This is a genomic window from Magnetospirillum sp. 15-1 (assembly GCF_900184795.1).
In the GTDB taxonomy this organism is placed as follows: domain Bacteria; phylum Pseudomonadota; class Alphaproteobacteria; order Rhodospirillales; family Magnetospirillaceae; genus Phaeospirillum.
Window position 1 is genome coordinate 268269 of record NZ_FXXN01000027.1, and the last position, 19731, is coordinate 287999.

The window sequence follows — 19731 nt, forward strand, 5'->3', positions numbered from 1 at the left end:
AGCATCCGGGGCCTATTGTAAATATTCAGCGAATGATCGGGGCGGCGGGAATCATAGCAGAAGGCCAACCATCGCGCCGGTCAGGCAGCTGGCCAGTGTTCCCGAAATGATTGAGCGTCCGCCCAGGGCGACGATTTCCGGCCGGCGCTCCGGCGCCATGACCGACAGGCCGGCGATGAGGATGCCGAGCGAGCCAAGATTGGCGAAGCCGCACAGGCCATAGGTCATGATCAGGCGTGATCGGGGCGACAGCGCCTCGGGCGGCAGGCGGGCCAGATCCAGATAGGCCAGCAATTCGTTGAGCACCGTCTTGGTGCCCATCAGGGCGCCGGCGGTGAGCATCTCCGAGGCGGGAATGCCCATGGCCCACACCACGGGGGCCATGGCCCAGCCCAGGGCGCGTTGCAGGGTCAGCGGCGCTCCCGCCACGTCGGGCAGCAGGTTGAGGCCGGCATTGGCCAAGCTGACCAGGGCGACGAGGACCACCAGCATGGCGACGATGCCCACCAGCAGGCGCACCCCGTCCATGGTCCCCCTGACCACCGCGTCCATGGACCCGGCATAGGTGTGGCCGTCTCCCAGCCGGCCGGCGCCGGTGTGCGAGGAATCGGGCACCATGATCTTGCCGACCATCAGTCCGGCCGGCACCGAGATCAGCGAGGCGGTCAGCAGGTGGCCGATGGCGTCGGGGATGACCCCGTCCAGGAAGGTGGCGTAGAGCACCATCACCGTGCCGGCGATGGTGGACATGCCGGCGGTCATCACCAGGAACAGCTCGCCGCGCGACAGCAGGCCCACATAGGGGCGGATCAGCAACGGCGCCTCGATCATGCCGAGGAAGGCGGTGGCCGAGGCCGACACTCCCACGGCGCCGCCCACCCCCATGGACCTCTCCAGCAGGCGCGAGGCGGCCCGGACCACCACCGGCAGGATGCGCCAGTGATAGAGCAGCGCCGAGAGCGCGCTCATCAGCAGCACCAGCGGCAGGGCCTGGAAGGCCAGGATGAAACCGGACGAGGGATGGGTGACGGTCCAGGGCGCCGGGCCGCCGCCCACATAGCCGAAGACGAAAGTGGTTCCGGCCCGGGTGGCGGTCTGCAGCGCGTCCACCGCCCGGTCGAGGCCGAGGAACAGCAGCTTGGCGGCGGGGACCTTGAGCAGCAGCAGGGCCAGCGATCCCTGGACGGCCAGACCGGCGGCGACGATGCGCCACGAGACCGCCCGGCGATCCTCGGACAGCAGGAAGGCCGTCCCGATCAGGGCGACGATACCGATGAGCCCCTGGCCGCTCAATGCTGCTTGGCCAGCCACTCGTCCACGGCGGGAACCATGGCCTTGACCGACAGCCCGAAGGCCAGCATCAGCTTGTCCTTCTCCTGGGTCATGTGCAGGAGGTTGTCCACCACCTTGCGCAGGATGTCCTTGGCGAAGGCGGGGATGGACAGGATCTCGCGGGCGCGGGGGCCGAAGCCGGTGTTCAGCGCATGCACCATCACCTCGACCTTGTCGATGTTGAGGCGCTGGATTTCCTGCAGGTTCTCGGCGGCGATATAGCACAGCATATCGCCGAAGATCTTGGCCACCGCCTTGTCCAGCGCGGCGCAGACGTTGAAGAAGGCGCTGTCGCGGGCGAAGAACTCCCACGCCTTGTCGCCCAGCAGCTTGCGATAGAACTCGTACATATCCCGGTTCCACACCGAGATGCCGCCGATGGCCTTGGGCCGGTCGGCGAGAATGGCGCCGAAATCGGCGCCGACCGCGGCCTTGACCTTCTTCAGCTTGTCGGGCTCGAACCGGGCCACCGCCTCGATATGGGCGGCGGTGGGCAGGGCGACGATGTCCTCGCCGATCTCGAGAATCTGGGGATAGCTGAGTTGGGTGCGGTAGGTCTCGAGCAGCGGCAATTGCCAGCCGAAGGCGATATAGCGCGACAGCTCGCGGATCTTGCGTTCCTCGACCGGATCGACCGCCTGACGCTCGATCTGCTCGGTCTTCTTGATCAGGCCGAACATGGAGGTCTTGGTGACGGTCTCGGTGATCGTCTCCATGGGCTTGTCGGCCTCGAAAATCTTCTTGGCGCAGGTGCGGACCAGCAATTGCTGAATCTGGCCCAGGCTGACGCCGCACACCAAAGGCGTACTTTCGTCGCGCACCGGTCCGCTGCCTTCCTTGGCGCGGACGATGTCGTCGACCAGGTCGCGCTTGGCCTGGAAGGTCTTGATGAAGGATTGCAGCACGTCGGGGTCCGAGATCACCTGCTGATAGGTGACGGCGGTCTCCACCAGGCCGGCCTGCTGGAAGGTGGCCAGCACCTTCTTCAGGCCGTCGATGACGCCCCTCTTGGTTTCGGTATCGATTTCCACCGGAGGCGGAAGCTTTGCAACGGACATGAGGCTCGCGGTCCCGGCAGGATGTTTCCCGAAATTACCTGTTTACTCCTAAGGGCATAGGGTGGCAAGCCGCATCCAGGTCAACTCATGCTTGTTATGGGCCAGATGCAGCAGACGCGACCCGGGAATGGCGGCAAAGGCCCGCGCGGTGGCATGATCGGTCTCGCCCTGGAACTTGACCGTGCAGATGAAATTGCGGGCCAAGCCGGAATCCAGCCAGCGCTCCACCAGCCGCAGCAGGCGCTCGGGATAGCAGATGACGTCCGAGCACAGCCAGTCCACCGGGCCGATCTCGGCGGGCTCGATGCCGAAGGCGCTGCCCTGGCGGTATTCCACATTGGGCATGGCGGCGACGTTGGGGGCGAGCGGCGCCTTGTCGATGCTGATCACCCTGGCGCCGGTGGAGGCCAGCACCCAGGTCCAGCCGCCGGGACAGGCCCCCAGATCGACGCAGGTCTGGCCCGGTCCCGGCATCTCGCCGGCCAGGGTCAGCGCCTCCCACAGCTTGAGATAGGCCCGGCTGGGCGGCGTGGTGCGATCCTCGACGAAAGTCGCCTCGCCGTTGGGAAAGGGGCTGGAACAGCCGGCGGCGGCCAGCACGCGGCCCTCGTCCATCCAGGTGAACGAGCCCAGCGGCGCGGTGGGGGCCGGCTGGCCGAACACCAGCGGCTTGGCCGATACCTTGGGCAATTTCTCCACCAGCAGGGCGGTGCGGCGGTGCAGATGGAATTCGTAGGGCCACCAGTTGCGCTGGATGGCCTTCAGCGCCTTGGCCGCCTCGCCGATGGAGGCCACCTCCAGCACCTGGGGTTCCATCCAGATGTTTTGCGCCCAGGCGGCCGGCTTGGCCGGGCCGGGCGACAGCAAAAGGCGGCCGTATTCGGCGCTGACCTCGCCCAGTTCGGCCCGCAGGTCGGCCTCGAACCCGGGGGCGGCCAGATAGGCGGTGAACTTCGTGCTCATTCCGGCCAACGCCGGTGGACCCACAGCCACTGCTCGGGCCGTTCGCGGATCCATTCCTCGAGCAGGGCATTGATGCGGACCAGCAGCAGGCGGTTGTCGTCGTGACTGTCGCTGGTATGGGGAAAGTCCAGGGGCGGCAGGACGGTGAGGCGGAAATTGGCGCCTTTGATCCGCTCCACCCGGGCGGGGACCAGCGGGCATTTGAATTTGGTGGCGAAGACGGCCTGGGCGGGGGCGGTCATGGCGTCGCGGCCGAAGAAGGGGATGGGCACCCCGTCATTCATTTTCTGGTCCACCAGCATGCCGAGATGGCCGCCGTTCTTCAGGGCCAGCAGCGCCCGGCGGGCGCCTTCGGGGCCTTTCTGGATCAGGGCGAGGCAGGCGTCGGCCCGGCCCTTGCGGTAGAGATCCTCCACATACGGATTGTTGGCGGCGCGGTAGACCAGGGTCAGCGGCAGGCCGCGCATGGCCGCCACGGCGCCGTTGACCTCCCAGTTGCCCATATGGCCCGAGATGAAGATGCCGGCCTGACCGTCGTCGCGCAGCAGGTCGATATATTCGCCGCCGACCAGTTCCACCCGTTCGGCGGCGATGCGCTTCAGGTGCGGGAACTCGCCGGCCACCCGGCCGATATTGTCCCACATGGCGCGGATGATCGCCGTGATCTCGGCATCGCTCCTGTCGGGGAAGGCGGCCTTGAGGTTCTTGCGCGCCGTCCGGTTGACGCCGCCCAGCAGCGGGCCGATGGTGCGGCCCAGCCAGCCGCCCAGCCCCGAGGCGGTGTCCAGCGGCAGCAGCGCGAACAGTCCCCATACCGCGCGGGCACCCAGGGCCTCCAGGCGTTGGCGCAGTTCCTTCTTGCTCATGCCCGCACTCCGATCCGATCGAACAGGGGAGTTAGCAGAGAGGGCTTCTCCCAGTCCAGCGCCACGCTCAGCACCGAGACGCGGGCGCGCAGATCGGCGGGCAACCGCACGGAATCCTTGGCGGTGGTGACGGCCGTCGCCTCGTTGGCCTCGGCCTCGGCCAGCAGCGCCTCGATGTCGGCGCGGGTGAAGGGATGGTGATCGGGAAAGGAATGGGTGGCGGTCAGCCGCGCCCCGCATTGCTTGCACGTGGCGAAGAACTTTTCCGGCCGGCCGATGCCGGCGAAGGCCACCACCTTGCGGCCCGACAGGGCGGCGCCTTCGGGGCCGGGCACCAGCCGCGCGGCCAGCAGCACCAGATCGTGGGCGCGGGCCAGTTCGGCCAGCCCGCTTTTATCCTCGCCGATCACCACCATGGCGTCGGCGCGGGCCAGCCCCTGGTCCGGCGATTCGCGGCATGGTCCGGCCGGCATGACGCGGCCGTTGCCGAAGCCGTATTCGCCGTCCACCACCACCAGGGACAGGTCCTTGGCGATGGTGCCGTTCTGGAAGCCGTCATCCATGATGATCACCTCGGCCCCCATCTCGACGGCGGCCACCGCGCCGTCGGGGCGCCAGCGGGCCACCCAGGTGGGAGCCTCGCGGGCCAGCAGCAGCGCCTCGTCCCCCACCCGGGCGAAATCGTGGCGGTCCAGGTCGACGGCGCGTGGCCCCACCTCGGTACCGCCATAGCCGCGGGTGAGGAAATGGGGATTGGCCCCGGCGGCGATCAGGCGCCGGGCCAGGGCGATGCCCACCGGCGTCTTGCCGGCGCCGCCGGCCACGATGTTGCCGACGCAGATCACCGGCACGGCGGGGCGGTATTCCTCGGCCCGCTCCAGATTGCGGCGGACCGCCCAGCCGTAGACCGCTCCCAGCGGCGCCAGCAGGCGGGAGACGGCATTGTCGCTGTGCCAGAAGTCAGGAGCGCGCATGGGTGGCCTCCAGGGGAGAGAGGATGGGAGCCAGGGCTTCCACCACCTGATCGAGAACTCCGGCCTCGCCCTCGGCCCAGGCCTTGGCCGCCTCGCCCGCCGCCCGCAGGGATTGCGCGTCGGCCAGCAGGGCGCGGACCGTCATGGCCAGTTCGCCCTCGTCCCTGACCCGTAGCGCGGCCTCGGCCGCCAGCATGGACGGCGCCATGTCGGGAAAATTGTCCATCAGCGGACCGAACAGTACGGCGGCGCCCAGCAGGGCCGGCTCGAACGGATTCTGCCCGCCGCCCACGCACAGGCTCTTGCCCACGAAGACCGGGCCGCCCAGGCGGTAGAACAGCCCCAGCTCGCCCATGGTGTCGGCGACGTAGACCTGGGTTGCCGGCGTGATCGCCTCGCCCGCCGAGCGCAGCGCCACGGCAAGCCCCTGGCCGCGCAGCTCGGCCGCCACTTCGGCGCCGCGCGTATGGTGGCGGGGAATGACGATGGTCAGCAGGCCGGTCAGTCCGAGGGCGGCATGCACCCGCCCGGCGATGGCCTCCTCGCCCGGATGGGTGCTGGCCGCCAGCCACAGGGGGCGGTCGCCGATCTCGGCCTTCAGCCGCTCCAGCGCGGTCTCGTCGCAGGGCAGCGGCGCCACCGCGTATTTGAGATTGCCCAGGCAGCGGACGTCGCGCCCGCCCAGGGCGCGGATGCGGCTCGCGTCGGATTCGGTCTGGGCCAGGCACAGGACAAAGCCCGACAGCATCTTGTGGATGAAGCCGGGGACCTTTTTCCAGGCGGCGAAGGACCTGGCCGACATGCGGCCCTGGATCAGCACCTGGGGGATGCCGCGATGACGGGTCTCGGCCAGCAGATTGGGCCAGTACTCGGATTCCGCCCACAGCGCCAGATCGGGCCGCCAGTGGTTGAGGAAGGACCGCACATAGGCGATGCGGTCCACCGGCACGTACTGGTGCAGCGCTCCCGGCGGCAGGCGTTCGGCCAGCAGACGGGCCGAGGTGACGGTGCCGGTGGTCATCAGCACGCCCAGGCCCCGCCGGGTCAGGCGCTCGACCAGCGGCAGCATGGACAGCGCTTCGCCCACCGAGGCGCCGTGCATCCACACCATTGGACCGGCGGGACGGGGGCGGCCGGGATGACCCAGACGCTCGGCGAAGCGGGCGGCATCCTCCTTGCCGCGCGCCTTGCGCCGCCCCAGATAGGCGGCGATCAGCGGTCCGCCCAAGGTGGTCAGTCCGCGGTACAGGCGGTAGATCATGGCCGGTCCGCCGGGTCGGGGGTTTCCTGTCCCATTCGGGCGTCGGCGTCCCGCGTGATGGCGTTGAGGTGATCCTCCACCGCCTGACGCGCCGCTTCCATGGCCGTGTCGTCGGCCTCCTTGGGGACGGTGATGGGATCGCCCCATACGAAGACCCCGCGCGAGAACGGCAGGGCGACGGCGAAACGGTCCCAACTGCCCAGCAGTTTGCGGCGGCTGGTGGCGAAGGTGGCGGGCAGGATGGGAACGCCGGCCAGACGGGCTACCGCCACGATGCCGTCCGAGGCGCGCATGCGCGGCCCCTTGGGGCCGTCGGGGGTGATGCCGACGCATTCGCCGTTCTTCAGGAATTTCAGCATGGCGCGCAGCGCCGCGCTGCCCCCCCGAGTGGTCGAGCCCTGGACGGTGTCGATGCCGAAATGCGACACGGTCCGGGCGATCAGCTGGCCGTCCCTGTGCTGGCTGATCAGCATGTGGATCGGCACGGCTTGCCGCCACGACTTGGGCATCATCAGGATACGGCCGTGCCAGAAGGCCAGGATGAAGGGCTTGCCCTGGTCCCACAGGGCCTGGGCATGGCCGCCGTTGACGACCTGCCAGCGGCCGGTCAGATAGACGAGGCGGATATAGAGCGAGCCCAGCCAGCACAGCAGCCCGCGCAATCCCTCGCTCTTGCCGATGCGCTTGGCCAGGCCCATGGGCTCAGCCTCCGGTGGCCTTGGAGGCTTCCTCGGCGAACTGCATGGCGTAGAGGCGGGCATAGACCCCGTCTTGGGCCAGCAGGGCGTTGTGGTCGCCGGATTCGATCACTCTGCCCTTATCCAGCACGTGGATCAGGTCGGCGTTGACCACGGTGGACAGGCGGTGGGCGATGACGATGGTGGTCCGTCCCTTCATCAGCAGCTCCAGGGCGGTCTGCACCTGACGCTCGGATTCGGTGTCCAGCGCGCTGGTGGCTTCGTCCAGCAGCAGGATGGGGGCGTTCTTCAGCATGGCCCGCGCGATGGCCAGACGCTGGCGCTGGCCGCCCGACAGGTTCAGGCCGCGTTCGCCCACCACGGTGTCGTAGCCCTCGGGCAGGCCGATGATGAAGTCGTGGGCGGCGGCCGAACGGGCGGCGGCCTCGATCTCCTCGTCGGTGGCGCCGAAGCGGCCATAGGCGATGTTGGCGCGGATGGTGTCGTCGAACAGGGTGATTTCCTGGCTGACCAGGGCGATCTTGCCACGCAGCGAGGACAGCCCGACGGTACGCACGTCCTGGCCGTCCACCAGCACGTGGCCGTCGGTGACGTCGTAGAAGCGGGGCAGCAGGTTCAGCACCGTGGATTTGCCGGCGCCCGAGGGGCCGACCAGGGCCACCGTCTTGCCGCCGGGTACGGCGAGGTCGATGCCGTCCAGCACAGCCTTGTTGCCGTCATAGGTGAAGAACACGCCCTCGAAACGGACATTGCCCTCGAGGACCACCAGTTCGGGGGCGGTTTCCTTCTCGACGATGGAGGGCTGGGTGTCCAGAACCGAGAAGGTGCGGGCCGCCGCCGCCAGACCTTCCTGCAGGTTGGTGTTCATGGAGGCGATGGACTTGATGGGGCGATAGGCCAGCATCAGGGCGGTGATGAACGAGAAGAAGGCGCCGGGCGTGGTCTCGCCTTCCACCACCCGCGTGCCGCCGTACAGGATCACCACGGTGATGGCGATGCCGCCCAGCAACTCCATGATGGGCGACGAGGCCGAGCGCACGCGGGCCGCCTTGTAGATCAGGTCCTGCAGCATCTCGACCAGGGCGTTGACCTTGCGCTTCTCGTAATTCTCCATGCCATAGGCCTTGACCACCCGGATGCCCTGGACCGCCTGCTCCAGATAGGTGGTCAGCTGGCCCATGTGCTCCTGGGTGTTGGCGGTCACCTTGCGCATGCGCCGGCCCAGCTTGCGGATGGGCAGGATGGCGATGGGGAAGATGAAGAAGGTCCAGGCCGACAGCCGCCAGTCCTGATAGAACATGGCGCCGATCAGGAAGAGCACCGACGAGGCGTCCTTGCCCGCGCCGGTCAGGGCGTCGGACACCGCGAAGCGCATCTGCGAGATGTCGTTGGTCAGGCGCGACAGGATGCGGCCGGTGGAATTGGCGTGGAAGAAGGCGACGTCGAGGCGCATCAGGTGGGCGAACAGCCGCGACTGCATGTCGGCGATGACCCGGAGGCCCACCTTGGACAGGAACACCGCCTCGCCGTAATTGCACACCGACTTGACCGCGAAGGTGGCCAGCACGGCGGCGGCCAGCGGCACCAGGAATTCGGGACGCTTCTCGGTGAAGATCTTGTTGACCACCGGGTCCATCAGCAGGGCGTAGCCCGCATTGGCGGCGGCGCCCACCACCATGCAGAACACGGCGGCCATCACCTTGCCCAGGTAGGGGCGCATGCCCTCGTTGAAGAGGCGGCGCACCAACACCCAGGTGGAATGATCGAAGGAAATCTTCTGATTGCTCAACGGATTGACGATCCCTGCCAGCTTATGCGGCCGGACCATATCACGGCGCAGGGCGCCATCCAAACGAAACGGCGGCCAGGCGCCCGGAGGGGCGCGCCCGGCGAGGGGCCGGAAAACGAAACGGCCGCCGTTGATGACAACGGCGGCCGTCCGTATGGCGCGCGAACCGGGGGGCGGGCCGCCCCAAGGTCGCAGACCTCTTAGTGCAGGTCCTTCCAGATCTGGCGCTTCAGGGCGTACATCAGAGCGGTCAGTACACCCAGGAACACCATCACCTTGACGCCCAGGGACTTGCGGGCGTCCAACTCGGGCTCGGCGGCCCAGTTGAGGAAGGTCACGATGTCGTAAGCCACCTGTTCCTTGGTCGCCTTGGTGCCATCGGCATAGCTGACGATGTCATCCATGATCGGCGACGGCATGCTGATGGCGTTGCCGGGGAAGTAGTGGTTGAAGAACTTGCCCTCGGGGATCGCATGACCCTCGGGAGCGGCGTCCTCGTACCCCAGCATCAGCGAGTAGACGTAGTTGGGGCCGTTGGGACGGGCCTTGTTCATCAGCGACAGGTCGGGCGGCAGGGCGCCGCCATTGGCGGCCTGGGCGGCCTTCTCGTTGGGGAAGGGGGCCACGATGCGGTCCGACGGACGGGCGGGGCGGTTGTTGACCACGCCTTCGTCGTTGGGCTGATCGGGGACTTCCTTCTCGGCGGCGAAGGCCTTGATCTCGTCATCGGTGAAGCCGATGTCGGCCAGGTTGCGGTAGGACACCAGCTTCATGGCGTGGCAGTTGGAGCACACGTCATGAAACACCTGCCAGCCGCGCTTCAGGGCCGCCTTGTCGTGCTTGCCGAACAGGCCCTCCCACGAGAAAGCCTGGGCCGGCTTCTTGAACTCCGGCATGCCGGCGCTGCTGGCCTGGGCCTCGCCGCCGAAACCGGCCAGACCGACCATCATCATGGCGATGAGGGCGGCGGCCTTGACCACCGGCTGAGCGATGGAGGCGGGCAGGGGCCTGGGCTTCTCGATGCGCGACAGCAGCGGCAGGATCACCAGGAAGTGGGCGAAGTAGTAGGCGGTGCAGAACTGACCGACCTTGATCAGGATGCCTTCGGCCGGCTTGCCGCCCACATAGCCCAGCACCAGGCAGTCCACCAGGAATAGCCAGAAGAACTGGCGGTACAGCGGACGGAACTTGGCCGAGCGCACCTTGGAGCTGTCCAGCCACGGCAGGGCGAACAGGATCAGGATGGCCGAGAACATGGCCAGCACGCCCTGCAGCTTGGCGGGCAGCAGCGGCAGGTCGAAGGTGAAGGCGCGCAGGATCGCGTAGAACGGCAGATAGTACCATTCGGGCACGATGTGCGGGGGGGTCACCATCGGGTTCGCCGGGATGTAGTTGTCCGGCTCGCCGAAGAAGTTGGGCGCCCAGAACACGAAGGCCATGTAGAACATCAGGAACAGGCCGATGCCGTACAGATCCTTGATCGTGTAGTAGGGGTGGAAGGGGATCGAGTCCTGCGGACCCTTCATGTCGATGCCCAGCGGGTTGTTCGACTTGACGGTGTGCAGCGCCCAGACGTGCACGACGACCAGCCCGACGATGACGAAGGGCAGCAGGAAGTGCAGCGCGAAGAAGCGGTTCAGGGTGGGGTTGTCCACCGAGAAGCCACCCCACAGCAGGGTCACGATGTGCTCGCCCACCACTGGGAAGGCCGAGAACAGGTTGGTGATCACCGTGGCGCCCCAGAAGGACATCTGGCCCCAGGGCAGCACGTAGCCCATGAAGCCGGTCGCCATCATCGCCAGGAAGATGGCGATGCCGACGAACCACAGGATCTCGCGCGGGGCCTTGTACGAGCCGTAGTACAGGCCGCGGAAGATGTGGATGTACACCAGGATGAAGAACATCGAGGCGCCGTTGGCGTGCAGGTAGCGCAGCAGCCAGCCGTAGTTCACGTCACGCATGATGCGCTCGACCGAGTCGAACGCCAGCGAGGTGTGGGAGGAATAGTTCATGGCCAGGAACAGGCCGGTGAGGATCATGATGATCAGCATCACCGCGGCCAGCGAACCGAAGTTCCACCAGTAGTTCAGATTGCGGGGGGTCGGGTATTCGATAGCGCTGTGCTGCATCATCGAGAAGACGGGCAGGCGCTCTTCGATCCAGTTGACCACCTTGTTGTTGCTCTTGAAGTCGCTCATGACGGGTCCCCTCAGCCGATCCGGACGGTGGTGTCGGTGGTGAACTGATAAGGCGGCACCGGCAGGTTGGCCGGAGCGGGACCCTTGCGGATGCGGCCCGAGGTGTCGTAATGCGACCCATGGCACGGACAGAACCAGCCGCCGAACTCACCCTTGGGGTCGGCGGGCTTCTGGCCCAGCGGCACGCAGCCCAGATGGGTGCAGACGCCGATCAGGATCAGCCACTCGGGCTTCTTGGCGCGGTCGGCGTCGGCCTGCGGCTCGCGCAGGTCGGCCAGCGCCACCTTGCCGGCCTCGGCGATTTCCTCGGGCTGGCGATGCCGGATGAACACCGGCTTGCCGCGCCACACCACGGTGACGGATTGGCCCGGCTTGATGGCCGAGATGTCGACGTCGGTGGTGGAAAGCGCCAAAGTATCGGCGGCCGGGTTCATGCTATGCACGAACGGCCAAAGTGCCAAGCCAGTCCCGACCGCACCGACGGCGGAAGTGGCGTACAGCAGGAAATCCCGCCGTGTCTGCCCGTCCATCGACGAGGGCTGGGCATTGTGTGCCTGATCAGCCATGATTAATCCTCTTGTTGGCCCGCGGAAGCGCGACTATTAACCACATCGTCCGAGTCGATTCAACAGCCGTCTCGACCTCCATGCGCGGAAGCTAATATGATGCGCCGCAAGGCGCTATCGCACCGCACAAGAATTCACAGCCGAGACATACTTTGGATCTTCTCCGCCTTGCCCTCTATCAGCCGGACATTCCACAGAACGCGGGAACACTTCTGCGGCTGTCCGCCTGCCTGGGCGTGGCGGTCGATATAATCGAACCCTGCGGCTTTGTCCTTGATGAACGTAAAATCCGGCGCGCGGGAATGGACTATATTGAACAGGCCCGTTACACCCGCCATTCGTCGTGGGAGGCCTTCGTTGCCACCTTGACCTCTGGGGGGCGGCGACTGGTGCTGCTTACCACCGGTGGCGAGGTGCGTCATGACCGCTTTCCTTTCGCTCCCGGCGACACCATCATGGTCGGACGGGAAAGCTCCGGGGTGCCGGCGGCGGTGTCCGAGCGGGCCGAGGCGCGTATCCGCATCCCCATGCGGGCGGCGGCGCGATCGCTGAACGTGGCGGTGGCGGCGGCCATCGCCACCGCCGAGGCTTTGCGGCGCCTGGAGGGATTTCCGGACGAGGAGAGGCAATAATCATGAGCGTTGATACCGTCCGCCATTGGGACAACGACCGCGCCGCCGCCTATGACAAGCGGGTGCGGGAAGCCATTCCCGGCTATGACGCCCTGCACGTCCTGTCGTGCCAGATCGTCGCCGAGACCACCGGCGGCAAGGGCCGTGCCCTGGTGATCGGCGCCGGGACCGGCGCCGAATGCGTCGCCCTGGCCGACAGCTGTCCCAATCTTTCGGTGGTGGGCGTCGATCCCAGCAAGGAGATGCTCGACCACGCCGAATCCAAGGTGAAGGACCGCGACCTCACCGGCCGGGTGCGGCTTTATCCCGTCAAGGTCGGCGCCCTGCCCAAGTTCGAGCCCTTCGACGCCGCCACCCTGCTCCTGGTAATGCATTTCCTGCCCGATGACGGCGCCAAGAAGACCCTGCTGGAGGAGGTGGCGGCCCACCTGAAGCCGGGGGCTCCCCTGGTTCTGGCCGACCTGTTCGGAACCTGGAGCGATGCCTGGCAGCAGCAGTTGCGCGCCTGGTGGCGCCACCTGCAACTGGCGGCGGGCATTCCCGAGGTGGAGGTGGAAAAGGGCTTTCGCCACGTGGACCGCGATATCTTCCCGCTGACCGAGGCCCGCCTCGCCGAGTTGCTGGCCGAAACCGGTTTCGGTCTGCCGGAACCCTATTTTCGCGCGCTGTGTTTCGGCGGCTGGGTGGCGCGGAAAATTTAGCTCCCGCCCAGCAAGCCGTCGATTTCCACCTGGGCCATGGCGCGGTCCGAGCCGTGGATGATGGCGTTGGCACAGTCCATCAGGGCCTGGGCGGCGCGGCTGATGGCCTTGACGTGCTCGGTGGTCAGCGCCGGGTCGGCGCCGGTGACGATTTCGTCCTCCAGCTTGGCGACCCCACCCAGAATCAGCGTGTTCAGGTGGTTGATGGTCTCCTCGAAGGGACGGCGGAACTTGGTGGGGACGCGCTCATACGCCTCCACCGCCAGCTGCTTGTCCTTGAAGGTGGAGTCGGCGAAGTGCTCCTGGTAGCTCTTGGGCTGCCACATCTTGCACTCCTCGATCATGTCCGGCATGTCCGGGACCATGTCGAGCAGCATGACGATCTCGTTGAAGTGGTTGAGGTAATCGGTGGCAAGCAGAGTCTGGGCGCTGATATTGGTGCCGCCGACCCTGGCAACGTATTCCTCGAAGGCTGCCCGCTCTTCCGGCGGAATATCAGATTCCGACACTACCCCTCCTGGAGCCCACCAATTCCCCTGCCTCATCCTTGCGCCATGAGGGCGATAAATTCAAGAGCCCATGGCCCGGCATGGGGCGATCAGACCCGATGATACGGGTGTCCGGTCAAGATGGAATGGGCCCGCCACAACTGTTCGGCCAGCAGGGCGCGGACCAGCATGTGCGGCCAGGTCATGCGTCCGAAGGACAGCAGCAGGTCGGCCCTGTCCCGCACCGCCTCGCCGTGGCCGTCGGCGCCGCCGATCAGGAAGGCGACATCCTGGGCGCCGCCGTCGCGCCAGTCGCGCAGCCTGGCGGCGAAATCCACCGAGCCCATGTCGCGGCCCCGTTCGTCCAGGGCAACCACCCTGGCGCCCTCCGGGATGGCGGCCAGCAGCAGTTCCGCCTCGCGCGCCTTCAACTGAGGGCCGGCGAGGGGGCGCTTCTCCTCCACCTCCTTGAGGATGGGCGGCGGGCTGAGGCGGCGGCAATACTGGCGGAACAGGTCCTGCTCCGGCCCGGCCTTGGCCTTGCCCACCGCCGCGATCAGCAGGCGCATCAGCCCTGTTCGATCGCCTTGGCGCGCACGGCGCTGGCGGTGGGGGCGTCCGCCTTGGCTTCGAGCGCACCCCACATCTTTTCCAGATTGTAGAAGGCGCGGACCTCGGGGCGGAACAGGTGGACGATGATGTCGCCCCCGTCGACCAGCACCCAGTCGCACTGGGGCATGCCCTCGATGGTGACCCGCTGCCCGGCCTGCTTCAGGGCCTTCTCCACGTGGTCGGCCATGGCGCCCACCTGACGTTGCGACTTGCCGGTGGCGATGACCATGGTGTCGGTGATGGAGGTGCGGCCCTTGAGGTCGAGAACGACCACGTCCTCGGCCTTGTGGTCGTCCAGGGTGGCCGCGACGATCTCGGCCAGGCTCGGGGCCGGAACGGGGGCGGGAGCGGGGGCGGATTCGGCCTTGGCGGCGGGCTTGCGTGCTATGGGTCTCTCCTGTTGCGGATGGCGGTGGACGAAGCGGCGTGGCGCCGGATGTGCAGGAACACCCAGGCGGGCGGCCGTCCTTGCCACAAAAATCGGGCTCTCGACGAAGGCAGGCGGCAGCCGGCGAAGCGATGGGCCGCCCGTCCCCCCAAGGTTCGGGCAGAATAGGGGCCACGGGCCAGAATCGCAACCGGGACCGACCGGAAGATGCTCTCCCAGCGATGCCAGCGGTGGAATCCGGCCAGATTATCGGCCCCCATCAGCCAGACGAAGCGGATGCGGGGGAAGCGCCGCCGCAGCACCTCCAAGGTGTCGGCGGTATAGCGGGTCCCCAGATCGGTCTCGATGGTGGTGGGGCGCAAGCGGGGGTGGTCGCCACAGATGGCTTCGGCCGAGGCGAGGCGTTCGCCCAGCGGCGCCATGCCCGCCTCGGGCTTCAGCGGATTCTGCGGACTGACCAGCAGCCAGACCTCGTCCAGGCCGAGCAGCCGGAGCGCCAGCAGGGCGATGTGCCGATGCCCGTCATGGGCCGGGTTGAACGAGCCGCCCAGCAGCCCGACCAGTGCCCCGTGCCGCCCGCCCCAGGGATTAAGCCTCGGGCGGGTCATGACGGTATCGTTTTTTCCAGAGACACGGATGGACGCGGATGCCGGCCATGCCGGCCACGGATGGGCGGCGGGGAGGAAACGGGGGGTACCCTTTTTCCAGTCCGATCCGTGTCCATCCGTGAGCGCGAAGCGCAATCCGTGTTCATCCGCGTTCCTTGGGCGAAGCTCAGCCGGGCCTGGTCTGCCCGTTGCCCTTCACCACGTATTTGAAGGTGCAGAGCTGTTCGACGCCGACCGGGCCGCGGGCGTGCATCTTGCCGGTGGAAATGCCGATCTCGGCGCCCATGCCGAATTCGCCGCCATCGGCGAACTGGGTCGAGGCGTTCCACAGCACGATGGCGGAATCGCAGCCGTTCAGGAAGGTCTGGGCGGCGCCCGCGTCCTCGGTGATGATCGCCTCGGTATGGTGCGAGCCGTAGGTGTTGATGTGTTCCACCGCCGCGGCCACGCCGTCGACCACCTTCACCGAGATGACGGCATCCAGGTATTCGGTGCTCCAGTCGGCTTCGGATGCCGGCAAGGTGCGGCAATCGGCCTCCTGGGCCAGATGGTCGCCCCTGACCTCGCAACCCGCGTCGATCAGCATGGAGACCAGGGGCTTGAGGTGAGTCTTGGCGCAGGCGGCATCCACCAGCAGCGTCTCGGTGGCGCCGCAGACGCCGGTGCGGCGCATCTTGGCGTTGAGCACCACCGCCTTGGCCATGTCCAGATCGGCGGCCTTATCCACATAGGTGTGGCAGATGCCTTCCAGGTGCTGGAACAGCGGGATGCGGCTCTCGGCCACCACGCGCTCCACCAGCGACTTGCCGCCGCGCGGCACGATGACGTCGATGTAGTCGGCGAGGCGCAGCATGACGCCCACCGCCTCGCGGTCGGTGGTCGGCACCATCTGCACCGCGTCGGCCGGCAGGCCGCAGGCGGTGAAGCCGCCTTTCAGCGCCGTCAGGATGGCCTGGGACGAGTGGAAGCTTTCCGAGCCGCCGCGCAGGATGGTGGCGTTGCCGGACTTGAGGCACAGGGCGGCGGCGTCGGCGGTAACGTTGGGGCGGCTTTCATAAATGATGCCGATCACGCCCAGCGGCACGGCGACGCGGGCGATGTGCATGCCGTTGGGCCGGGTCCATTCCGCCAGCGAACGGCCCACCGGATCAGGCAGGCGGGCGATGTCCTCCAGCCCCTTGGCCATGGCCTCGACACGCGCCACGTTGAGCATCAGGCGGTCGAGCATGGCCGCCGAAAGACCCTTGGCCTCGCCCGCCGCCATGTCCTTGGCGTTGGCCTCCAGGATCAGCCCGGTATCGATGCGGATGGCCTGAGCCGCCGCCCGCAATGCCTTGTCCTTGTCCGCCGACGGCGCCAGGGCGAGACTCCGGGCGGCGGCGCGGGCGCGCTTGCCCAGGTCGGTCATCAGGGTCTGGAGGTCGGTGCTGTTCATCATGTCCTCACGTTACTCAATCAGTTCAGGCGCTGGCAATGGGCGTGGGCGGCCGTGGCGATGGCGCGGGCGAAGGCGGCGCGATAGCCCTCGGAGGCGATGACCGGCTCGTCGTCCCGGTTGACGATGATGCCGGCCTCGACCAGCACCGCCGGCATGGCCGCCTGACGCAGCACCGCCAGGTCGTCGAAGCGGTAGATGCCGCGCCCGGCGTCCAGCAGGGGGCGGTTTTCGCCCTCTACGGCCAAGGCGTGGTGCAGGCTGGGGCCGAGGCCCGCCGCAATCAGGCCGTCGCCGATGGCGCGGGCGACGGTTTCGCTTTCCTCCATCTGGGGATTGCGTCCCGACACGAACAGGCCGAAGCCGGAGAACACCTCGGAATGGGCGCGGGGCACGCCTTGCCAGACCCATTCCGTCTTATAGGCGTCCTGCACCGAATCGTGATGCAGGGACAGAAACAGGCTGGCGCCGGCCTGGGCGGCGCGGCGGGGGCGTTCGGCCAGCTCGGTGACGTCGCCCTGGGCGTTGATCAGGGTCCAGGCGATGCCCCGGCGGTCCAATTCCCACCCGACCCGCCGGGCCAGTTCGGCGTTGAAGACCAGTTCCGGTACGCCGCGCGCGCTGACCTCGCCCGGCGCCTCGCGATGATGGCCGATATCAAGGGCGATCAGGCAGCCGGCCAGACCGGGCCGGGGCAGCAGCAGCAGAAGGAAGGCGACGGCCAGGAGACGCACCTCATCCCTCCATCACCAGATCGTCGCGGTGAATCAACTCGTCGCGGCCACGGAAGCCGAGAATGGCCTCGATCTCACCCGACTTGCGCCCAAGGATCGAGCGGGCGTCGGCCGAGGAATAGGCCACCAGCCCGCGCCCCAGCACCTTGCCGTCCACATCCCTGACCAGCACGCAATCGCCGCGATCGAATTCGCCGGCCACCTCGGTGACCCCGGCGGGCAGCAGCGAGCGGCCCTGGGCCAGGGCGCGGGCGGCACCGGCGTCCAGCACCACGGTGCCGGCCGGCTTCATGGAGCCGAAGATCCACTGCTTGCGCGCGGTGCGCGGCTCGGAATTGGGCAGGAACCAGGTGCTGCGCCCCTGGCCGGCCTCGATGACCTTGAGCGGGTGCATGGGCTCGCCCCGGGTGATGACCATGCGGCAGCCGGCAGACAGGCAGATCTTGGCCGCCACCAGCTTTGTGACCATGCCGCCCGAGCCGTAGGCCGAGCCGGGATCGCCGGCCATGGCCTCGATCTCCGGAGTCAACTCGTGCACCTCGGGGATGAAGCGGGCGGACGCGTCCTTGCGCGGATCGGCGGTATAAAGGCCGTCGATGTCGGAGAACAGCACCAGGGCATCGGCCGAAACCATCTGGGCGACGCGGGCGGCCAGACGGTCGTTGTCGCCGACGCGGATTTCGGCGGTGGCCACCGTGTCGTTCTCGTTGATCACCGGTACGGCGCCGAGGCGCAGCAGGGTCTCCAGGGTCGAGCGGGCATTGAGGTAGCGCCGGCGGTTCTCGGAATCGTCCAGCGTCAGCAACACCTGGGCCACGGTGATGGAGTGGTGGGCCAGGGCGTCTTGCCAGGCATGGGCCAGTCGGATCTGTCCGGTGGCGGCCGCCGCCTGCTTTTCCTCGAGCTTCAGGGGCGGGGTGAGGCCCAGCTTGCGCCGTCCCACCGCCACGGCGCCGGACGACACCACGATCACCTCCTGGCCGCGCGCCTTGCAGGCGGCGATATCGGCGGCCAGGGTCTCCAGCCAGGAGCGCCGAACCTGACCGGTGGAATCATCCACCAGCAGGCTGGAGCCGATCTTGACGATCAGGCGCTTGGCGGAGCGGAGCGGGCTCATTTTTCCTCGCCGTCCTCTTCGTCGTCGTCCCCGTCCTCGTCCCCGTCCAGGTCTTGGCCTTCGTCTTCGTCCAGAACCTCTTCCTCGTCCAGGTCCTCGCCGCCGTCGTCGTCGTAATCCTCGCCGTCGTCGTCACCTTCGGCATCGTGCCAGATCCACTCGCCGTCGGGGCCCCAATGGCCGCCGGCGAACTCGTCGTCCTCGGCTTCCTGCTTGCGCTTCCTTTGCTGGAAGGTGGGGGCGCCGCGCTTGCCGGCGCCGAAGATGGCGGAGGCGGCGGGCACTTCGGGTTCGGCCTCGCGGGCTTCCCGGATGTGGGTGAACAGCCGGGCCAGGATGGGCTTCAGGCCCACGCCGGACACACCGGACAGGGGCAGAACCTCCTGGCCGCAGGCCTCCGACAGTTCCATCAGCTTCAGCTCGATGTCGTCGGCGGTGAGCGAGTCGCACTTGTTGAGCGCCACCACCTCGGGCTTCTCGTCCAGGCCGCCGCCATAGGCCGCCAGTTCGTGGCGCACCACGCGATAGGCCTCGGCCACGTCGTCCTGGGTCCCGTCAATCAGGTGCAGCAGCACGCGGCAGCGTTCGATATGGCCCAGGAAGCGGTCGCCGATGCCGGCGCCTTCGTGGGCGCCCTCGATCAGGCCGGGAATGTCGGCGATGACGAACTCTTCCTCGCCCAGCGTGACGACGCCCAGATTGGGGTGCAGCGTGGTGAAGGGGTAATCGGCGATCTTGGGCCGCGCCCGCGTCACGGCGGCCAGGAAGGTGGACTTGCCGGCATTGGGCAGGCCCACCAGTCCGGCATCGGCGATCATCTTGAGGCGCAGCCAGATCCAGCGTTCCTCGCCCGGCCAGCCCTCGTCGGCGCGGCGCGGCGCCTGATTGGTGGACGATTTGTAGTGCATGTTGCCAAAGCCGCCGTCGCCGCCGCGCATCAGCACGATGCTGTCGCCGGCCCGGGTCAGGTCGGCCAGCACCGTCTCCTTGTCCTCGTCCAGCACCTGGGTGCCGACCGGAACCTTCAGGATCACGTCGTCGCCCTTGCCGCCGGTCTTGTTGCGGCCCTGGCCGTGGTTGCCGATCTTGGCCTTGAAGTGCTGCTGATAGCGGTAGTCGATCAGGGTGTTGAGGTTGGCGACGCATTCCAGGATGACGTCGCCGCCCCGTCCGCCGTCGCCGCCGTCAGGGCCGCCGAATTCGATGTGCTTCTCGCGCCGGAACGAGCAGCAGCCGGCGCCGCCGTCACCCGACTTCACGAAAATCTTGGCCTGATCGAGGAACTTCATGGGGGCAAACCTGACATCGAGA

At 67.5% G+C, this 19731-nt stretch carries 20 protein-coding genes and 1 pseudogene; 2 read left to right on the forward strand and 19 right to left on the reverse strand.

Annotated elements, in window-relative coordinates; all coding sequences use genetic code 11:
- Positions 1 to 51 precede the first annotated feature (51 nt).
- From CP958_RS19525 to petA, 11 genes and pseudogenes are all read right to left on the reverse strand, one after another.
- Positions 52 to 1293 carry a nucleoside transporter C-terminal domain-containing protein gene (locus CP958_RS19525; protein ID WP_096703867.1) on the reverse strand — a complete coding sequence of 414 codons (1242 nt, stop codon included), beginning with the start codon at positions 1291 to 1293 and terminating at the stop codon, positions 52 to 54.
- On the reverse strand, positions 1290 to 2390 hold the full coding sequence (locus tag CP958_RS19530) for a hypothetical protein (protein ID WP_096703868.1): 1101 nt from the start codon (positions 2388 to 2390) through the stop codon (positions 1290 to 1292). The genes CP958_RS19525 and CP958_RS19530 overlap by 4 nt, the downstream gene beginning before the upstream one ends.
- A gap of 48 nt (positions 2391 to 2438) precedes the next feature.
- Complete coding sequence (locus CP958_RS19535) at positions 2439 to 3353, reverse strand: SAM-dependent methyltransferase (RefSeq protein WP_096703869.1); 915 nt, start codon at positions 3351 to 3353, stop codon at positions 2439 to 2441.
- Complete coding sequence (locus tag CP958_RS19540) at positions 3350 to 4219, reverse strand: lauroyl acyltransferase (RefSeq protein ID WP_096703870.1); 870 nt, start codon at positions 4217 to 4219, stop codon at positions 3350 to 3352. Before CP958_RS19540 ends, CP958_RS19535 begins: the two co-directional genes overlap by 4 nt.
- Positions 4216 to 5193 carry a tetraacyldisaccharide 4'-kinase gene (lpxK, locus tag CP958_RS19545; RefSeq protein ID WP_096703871.1) on the reverse strand — a complete coding sequence of 326 codons (978 nt, stop codon included), beginning with the start codon at positions 5191 to 5193 and terminating at the stop codon, positions 4216 to 4218. The genes CP958_RS19540 and lpxK overlap by 4 nt, the downstream gene beginning before the upstream one ends.
- Positions 5180 to 6454, reverse strand: coding sequence for a 3-deoxy-D-manno-octulosonic acid transferase (locus CP958_RS19550; protein ID WP_096703872.1), 1275 nt, complete (start codon positions 6452 to 6454; stop codon positions 5180 to 5182). Before CP958_RS19550 ends, lpxK begins: the two co-directional genes overlap by 14 nt.
- Positions 6451 to 7152 carry a lysophospholipid acyltransferase family protein gene (locus CP958_RS19555; RefSeq protein ID WP_096703873.1) on the reverse strand — a complete coding sequence of 234 codons (702 nt, stop codon included), beginning with the start codon at positions 7150 to 7152 and terminating at the stop codon, positions 6451 to 6453. The genes CP958_RS19550 and CP958_RS19555 overlap by 4 nt, the downstream gene beginning before the upstream one ends.
- A gap of 4 nt (positions 7153 to 7156) precedes the next feature.
- Entirely contained in the window at positions 7157 to 8941 is a 1785-nt protein-coding gene (locus CP958_RS19560) for an ABC transporter transmembrane domain-containing protein (RefSeq protein WP_096704195.1), read from the reverse strand.
- A 200-nt stretch (positions 8942 to 9141) separates the two neighbouring features.
- The gene (locus tag CP958_RS27120; RefSeq protein ID WP_347337851.1) at positions 9142 to 9894 is read right to left on the reverse strand and encodes a cytochrome c1; all 753 of its coding nucleotides are present in this window, start codon (positions 9892 to 9894) and stop codon (positions 9142 to 9144) included.
- A 12-nt stretch (positions 9895 to 9906) separates the two neighbouring features.
- Positions 9907 to 11139: pseudogene (locus CP958_RS27125) on the reverse strand (cytochrome b N-terminal domain-containing protein); the annotation flags it as partial.
- An 11-nt stretch (positions 11140 to 11150) separates the two neighbouring features.
- Entirely contained in the window at positions 11151 to 11705 is a 555-nt protein-coding gene (gene petA, locus CP958_RS19570) for a ubiquinol-cytochrome c reductase iron-sulfur subunit (RefSeq protein WP_096703874.1), read from the reverse strand.
- Positions 11706 to 11857: 152 nt separating this feature from the next.
- Here petA and CP958_RS19575 point away from each other — a divergent pair, with 152 nt between their 5' ends.
- Entirely contained in the window at positions 11858 to 12337 is a 480-nt protein-coding gene (locus CP958_RS19575) for a TrmH family RNA methyltransferase (RefSeq protein ID WP_096703875.1), read from the forward strand.
- Positions 12338 to 12339: 2 nt separating this feature from the next.
- On the forward strand, positions 12340 to 13038 hold the full coding sequence (locus CP958_RS19580; RefSeq protein ID WP_096703876.1) for a class I SAM-dependent methyltransferase: 699 nt from the start codon (positions 12340 to 12342) through the stop codon (positions 13036 to 13038).
- Here CP958_RS19580 and CP958_RS19585 read toward each other — a convergent pair.
- The 8 genes from CP958_RS19585 to obgE all read right to left on the reverse strand — a co-directional run bounded on the left by CP958_RS19585 (position 13035) and on the right by obgE (position 19709).
- Entirely contained in the window at positions 13035 to 13547 is a 513-nt protein-coding gene (locus CP958_RS19585) for a hypothetical protein (protein WP_170959040.1), read from the reverse strand. The two genes, CP958_RS19580 and CP958_RS19585, sit on opposite strands and share 4 nt — an antisense overlap.
- An 89-nt stretch (positions 13548 to 13636) precedes the next feature.
- Complete coding sequence (gene rlmH / locus CP958_RS19590) at positions 13637 to 14095, reverse strand: 23S rRNA (pseudouridine(1915)-N(3))-methyltransferase RlmH (RefSeq protein ID WP_096703878.1); 459 nt, start codon at positions 14093 to 14095, stop codon at positions 13637 to 13639.
- Positions 14095 to 14613: a ribosome silencing factor gene (rsfS, locus tag CP958_RS19595; protein WP_242443007.1), complete on the reverse strand. Its 519-nt coding sequence runs from the start codon at positions 14611 to 14613 to the stop codon at positions 14095 to 14097. The genes rlmH and rsfS overlap by 1 nt, the downstream gene beginning before the upstream one ends.
- A complete protein-coding gene (locus CP958_RS19600; protein ID WP_096703879.1) occupies positions 14523 to 15134 on the reverse strand; it encodes a nicotinate-nucleotide adenylyltransferase in 612 nt (203 codons plus the stop codon). The genes rsfS and CP958_RS19600 overlap by 91 nt, the downstream gene beginning before the upstream one ends.
- A gap of 166 nt (positions 15135 to 15300) precedes the next feature.
- A complete protein-coding gene (locus CP958_RS19605; RefSeq protein WP_096703880.1) occupies positions 15301 to 16572 on the reverse strand; it encodes a glutamate-5-semialdehyde dehydrogenase in 1272 nt (423 codons plus the stop codon).
- A gap of 17 nt (positions 16573 to 16589) precedes the next feature.
- Positions 16590 to 17303 carry an N-acetylmuramoyl-L-alanine amidase gene (locus CP958_RS19610; protein WP_096703881.1) on the reverse strand — a complete coding sequence of 238 codons (714 nt, stop codon included), beginning with the start codon at positions 17301 to 17303 and terminating at the stop codon, positions 16590 to 16592.
- A gap of 1 nt (position 17304) precedes the next feature.
- Entirely contained in the window at positions 17305 to 18420 is a 1116-nt protein-coding gene (gene proB / locus CP958_RS19615) for a glutamate 5-kinase (protein ID WP_096703882.1), read from the reverse strand.
- Complete coding sequence (gene obgE, locus CP958_RS19620; RefSeq protein WP_096703883.1) at positions 18417 to 19709, reverse strand: GTPase ObgE; 1293 nt, start codon at positions 19707 to 19709, stop codon at positions 18417 to 18419. Before obgE ends, proB begins: the two co-directional genes overlap by 4 nt.
- Positions 19710 to 19731 lie beyond the last annotated feature (22 nt).

Coding starts and splice junctions, on each gene's coding strand:
- CP958_RS19530 (WP_096703868.1), bottom strand. CDS start 2,390: ATGTCCGTTGCAAAGCTTCCGCCTCCGGTGGAAATCGATACCGAAACC.
- CP958_RS19535 (WP_096703869.1), bottom strand. CDS start 3,353: ATGAGCACGAAGTTCACCGCCTATCTGGCCGCCCCCGGGTTCGAGGCC.
- CP958_RS19540 (WP_096703870.1), bottom strand. CDS start 4,219: ATGAGCAAGAAGGAACTGCGCCAACGCCTGGAGGCCCTGGGTGCCCGC.
- lpxK (WP_096703871.1), bottom strand. CDS start 5,193: ATGCGCGCTCCTGACTTCTGGCACAGCGACAATGCCGTCTCCCGCCTG.
- CP958_RS19550 (WP_096703872.1), bottom strand. CDS start 6,454: ATGATCTACCGCCTGTACCGCGGACTGACCACCTTGGGCGGACCGCTG.
- CP958_RS19555 (WP_096703873.1), bottom strand. CDS start 7,152: ATGGGCCTGGCCAAGCGCATCGGCAAGAGCGAGGGATTGCGCGGGCTG.
- CP958_RS27120 (WP_347337851.1), bottom strand. CDS start 9,894: ATGATGATGGTCGGTCTGGCCGGTTTCGGCGGCGAGGCCCAGGCCAGC.
- petA (WP_096703874.1), bottom strand. CDS start 11,705: ATGGCTGATCAGGCACACAATGCCCAGCCCTCGTCGATGGACGGGCAG.
- CP958_RS19580 (WP_096703876.1), top strand. CDS start 12,340: ATGAGCGTTGATACCGTCCGCCATTGGGACAACGACCGCGCCGCCGCC.
- rlmH (WP_096703878.1), bottom strand. CDS start 14,095: ATGCGCCTGCTGATCGCGGCGGTGGGCAAGGCCAAGGCCGGGCCGGAG.
- CP958_RS19600 (WP_096703879.1), bottom strand. CDS start 15,134: ATGACCCGCCCGAGGCTTAATCCCTGGGGCGGGCGGCACGGGGCACTG.
- CP958_RS19605 (WP_096703880.1), bottom strand. CDS start 16,572: ATGATGAACAGCACCGACCTCCAGACCCTGATGACCGACCTGGGCAAG.
- proB (WP_096703882.1), bottom strand. CDS start 18,420: ATGAGCCCGCTCCGCTCCGCCAAGCGCCTGATCGTCAAGATCGGCTCC.
- obgE (WP_096703883.1), bottom strand. CDS start 19,709: ATGAAGTTCCTCGATCAGGCCAAGATTTTCGTGAAGTCGGGTGACGGC.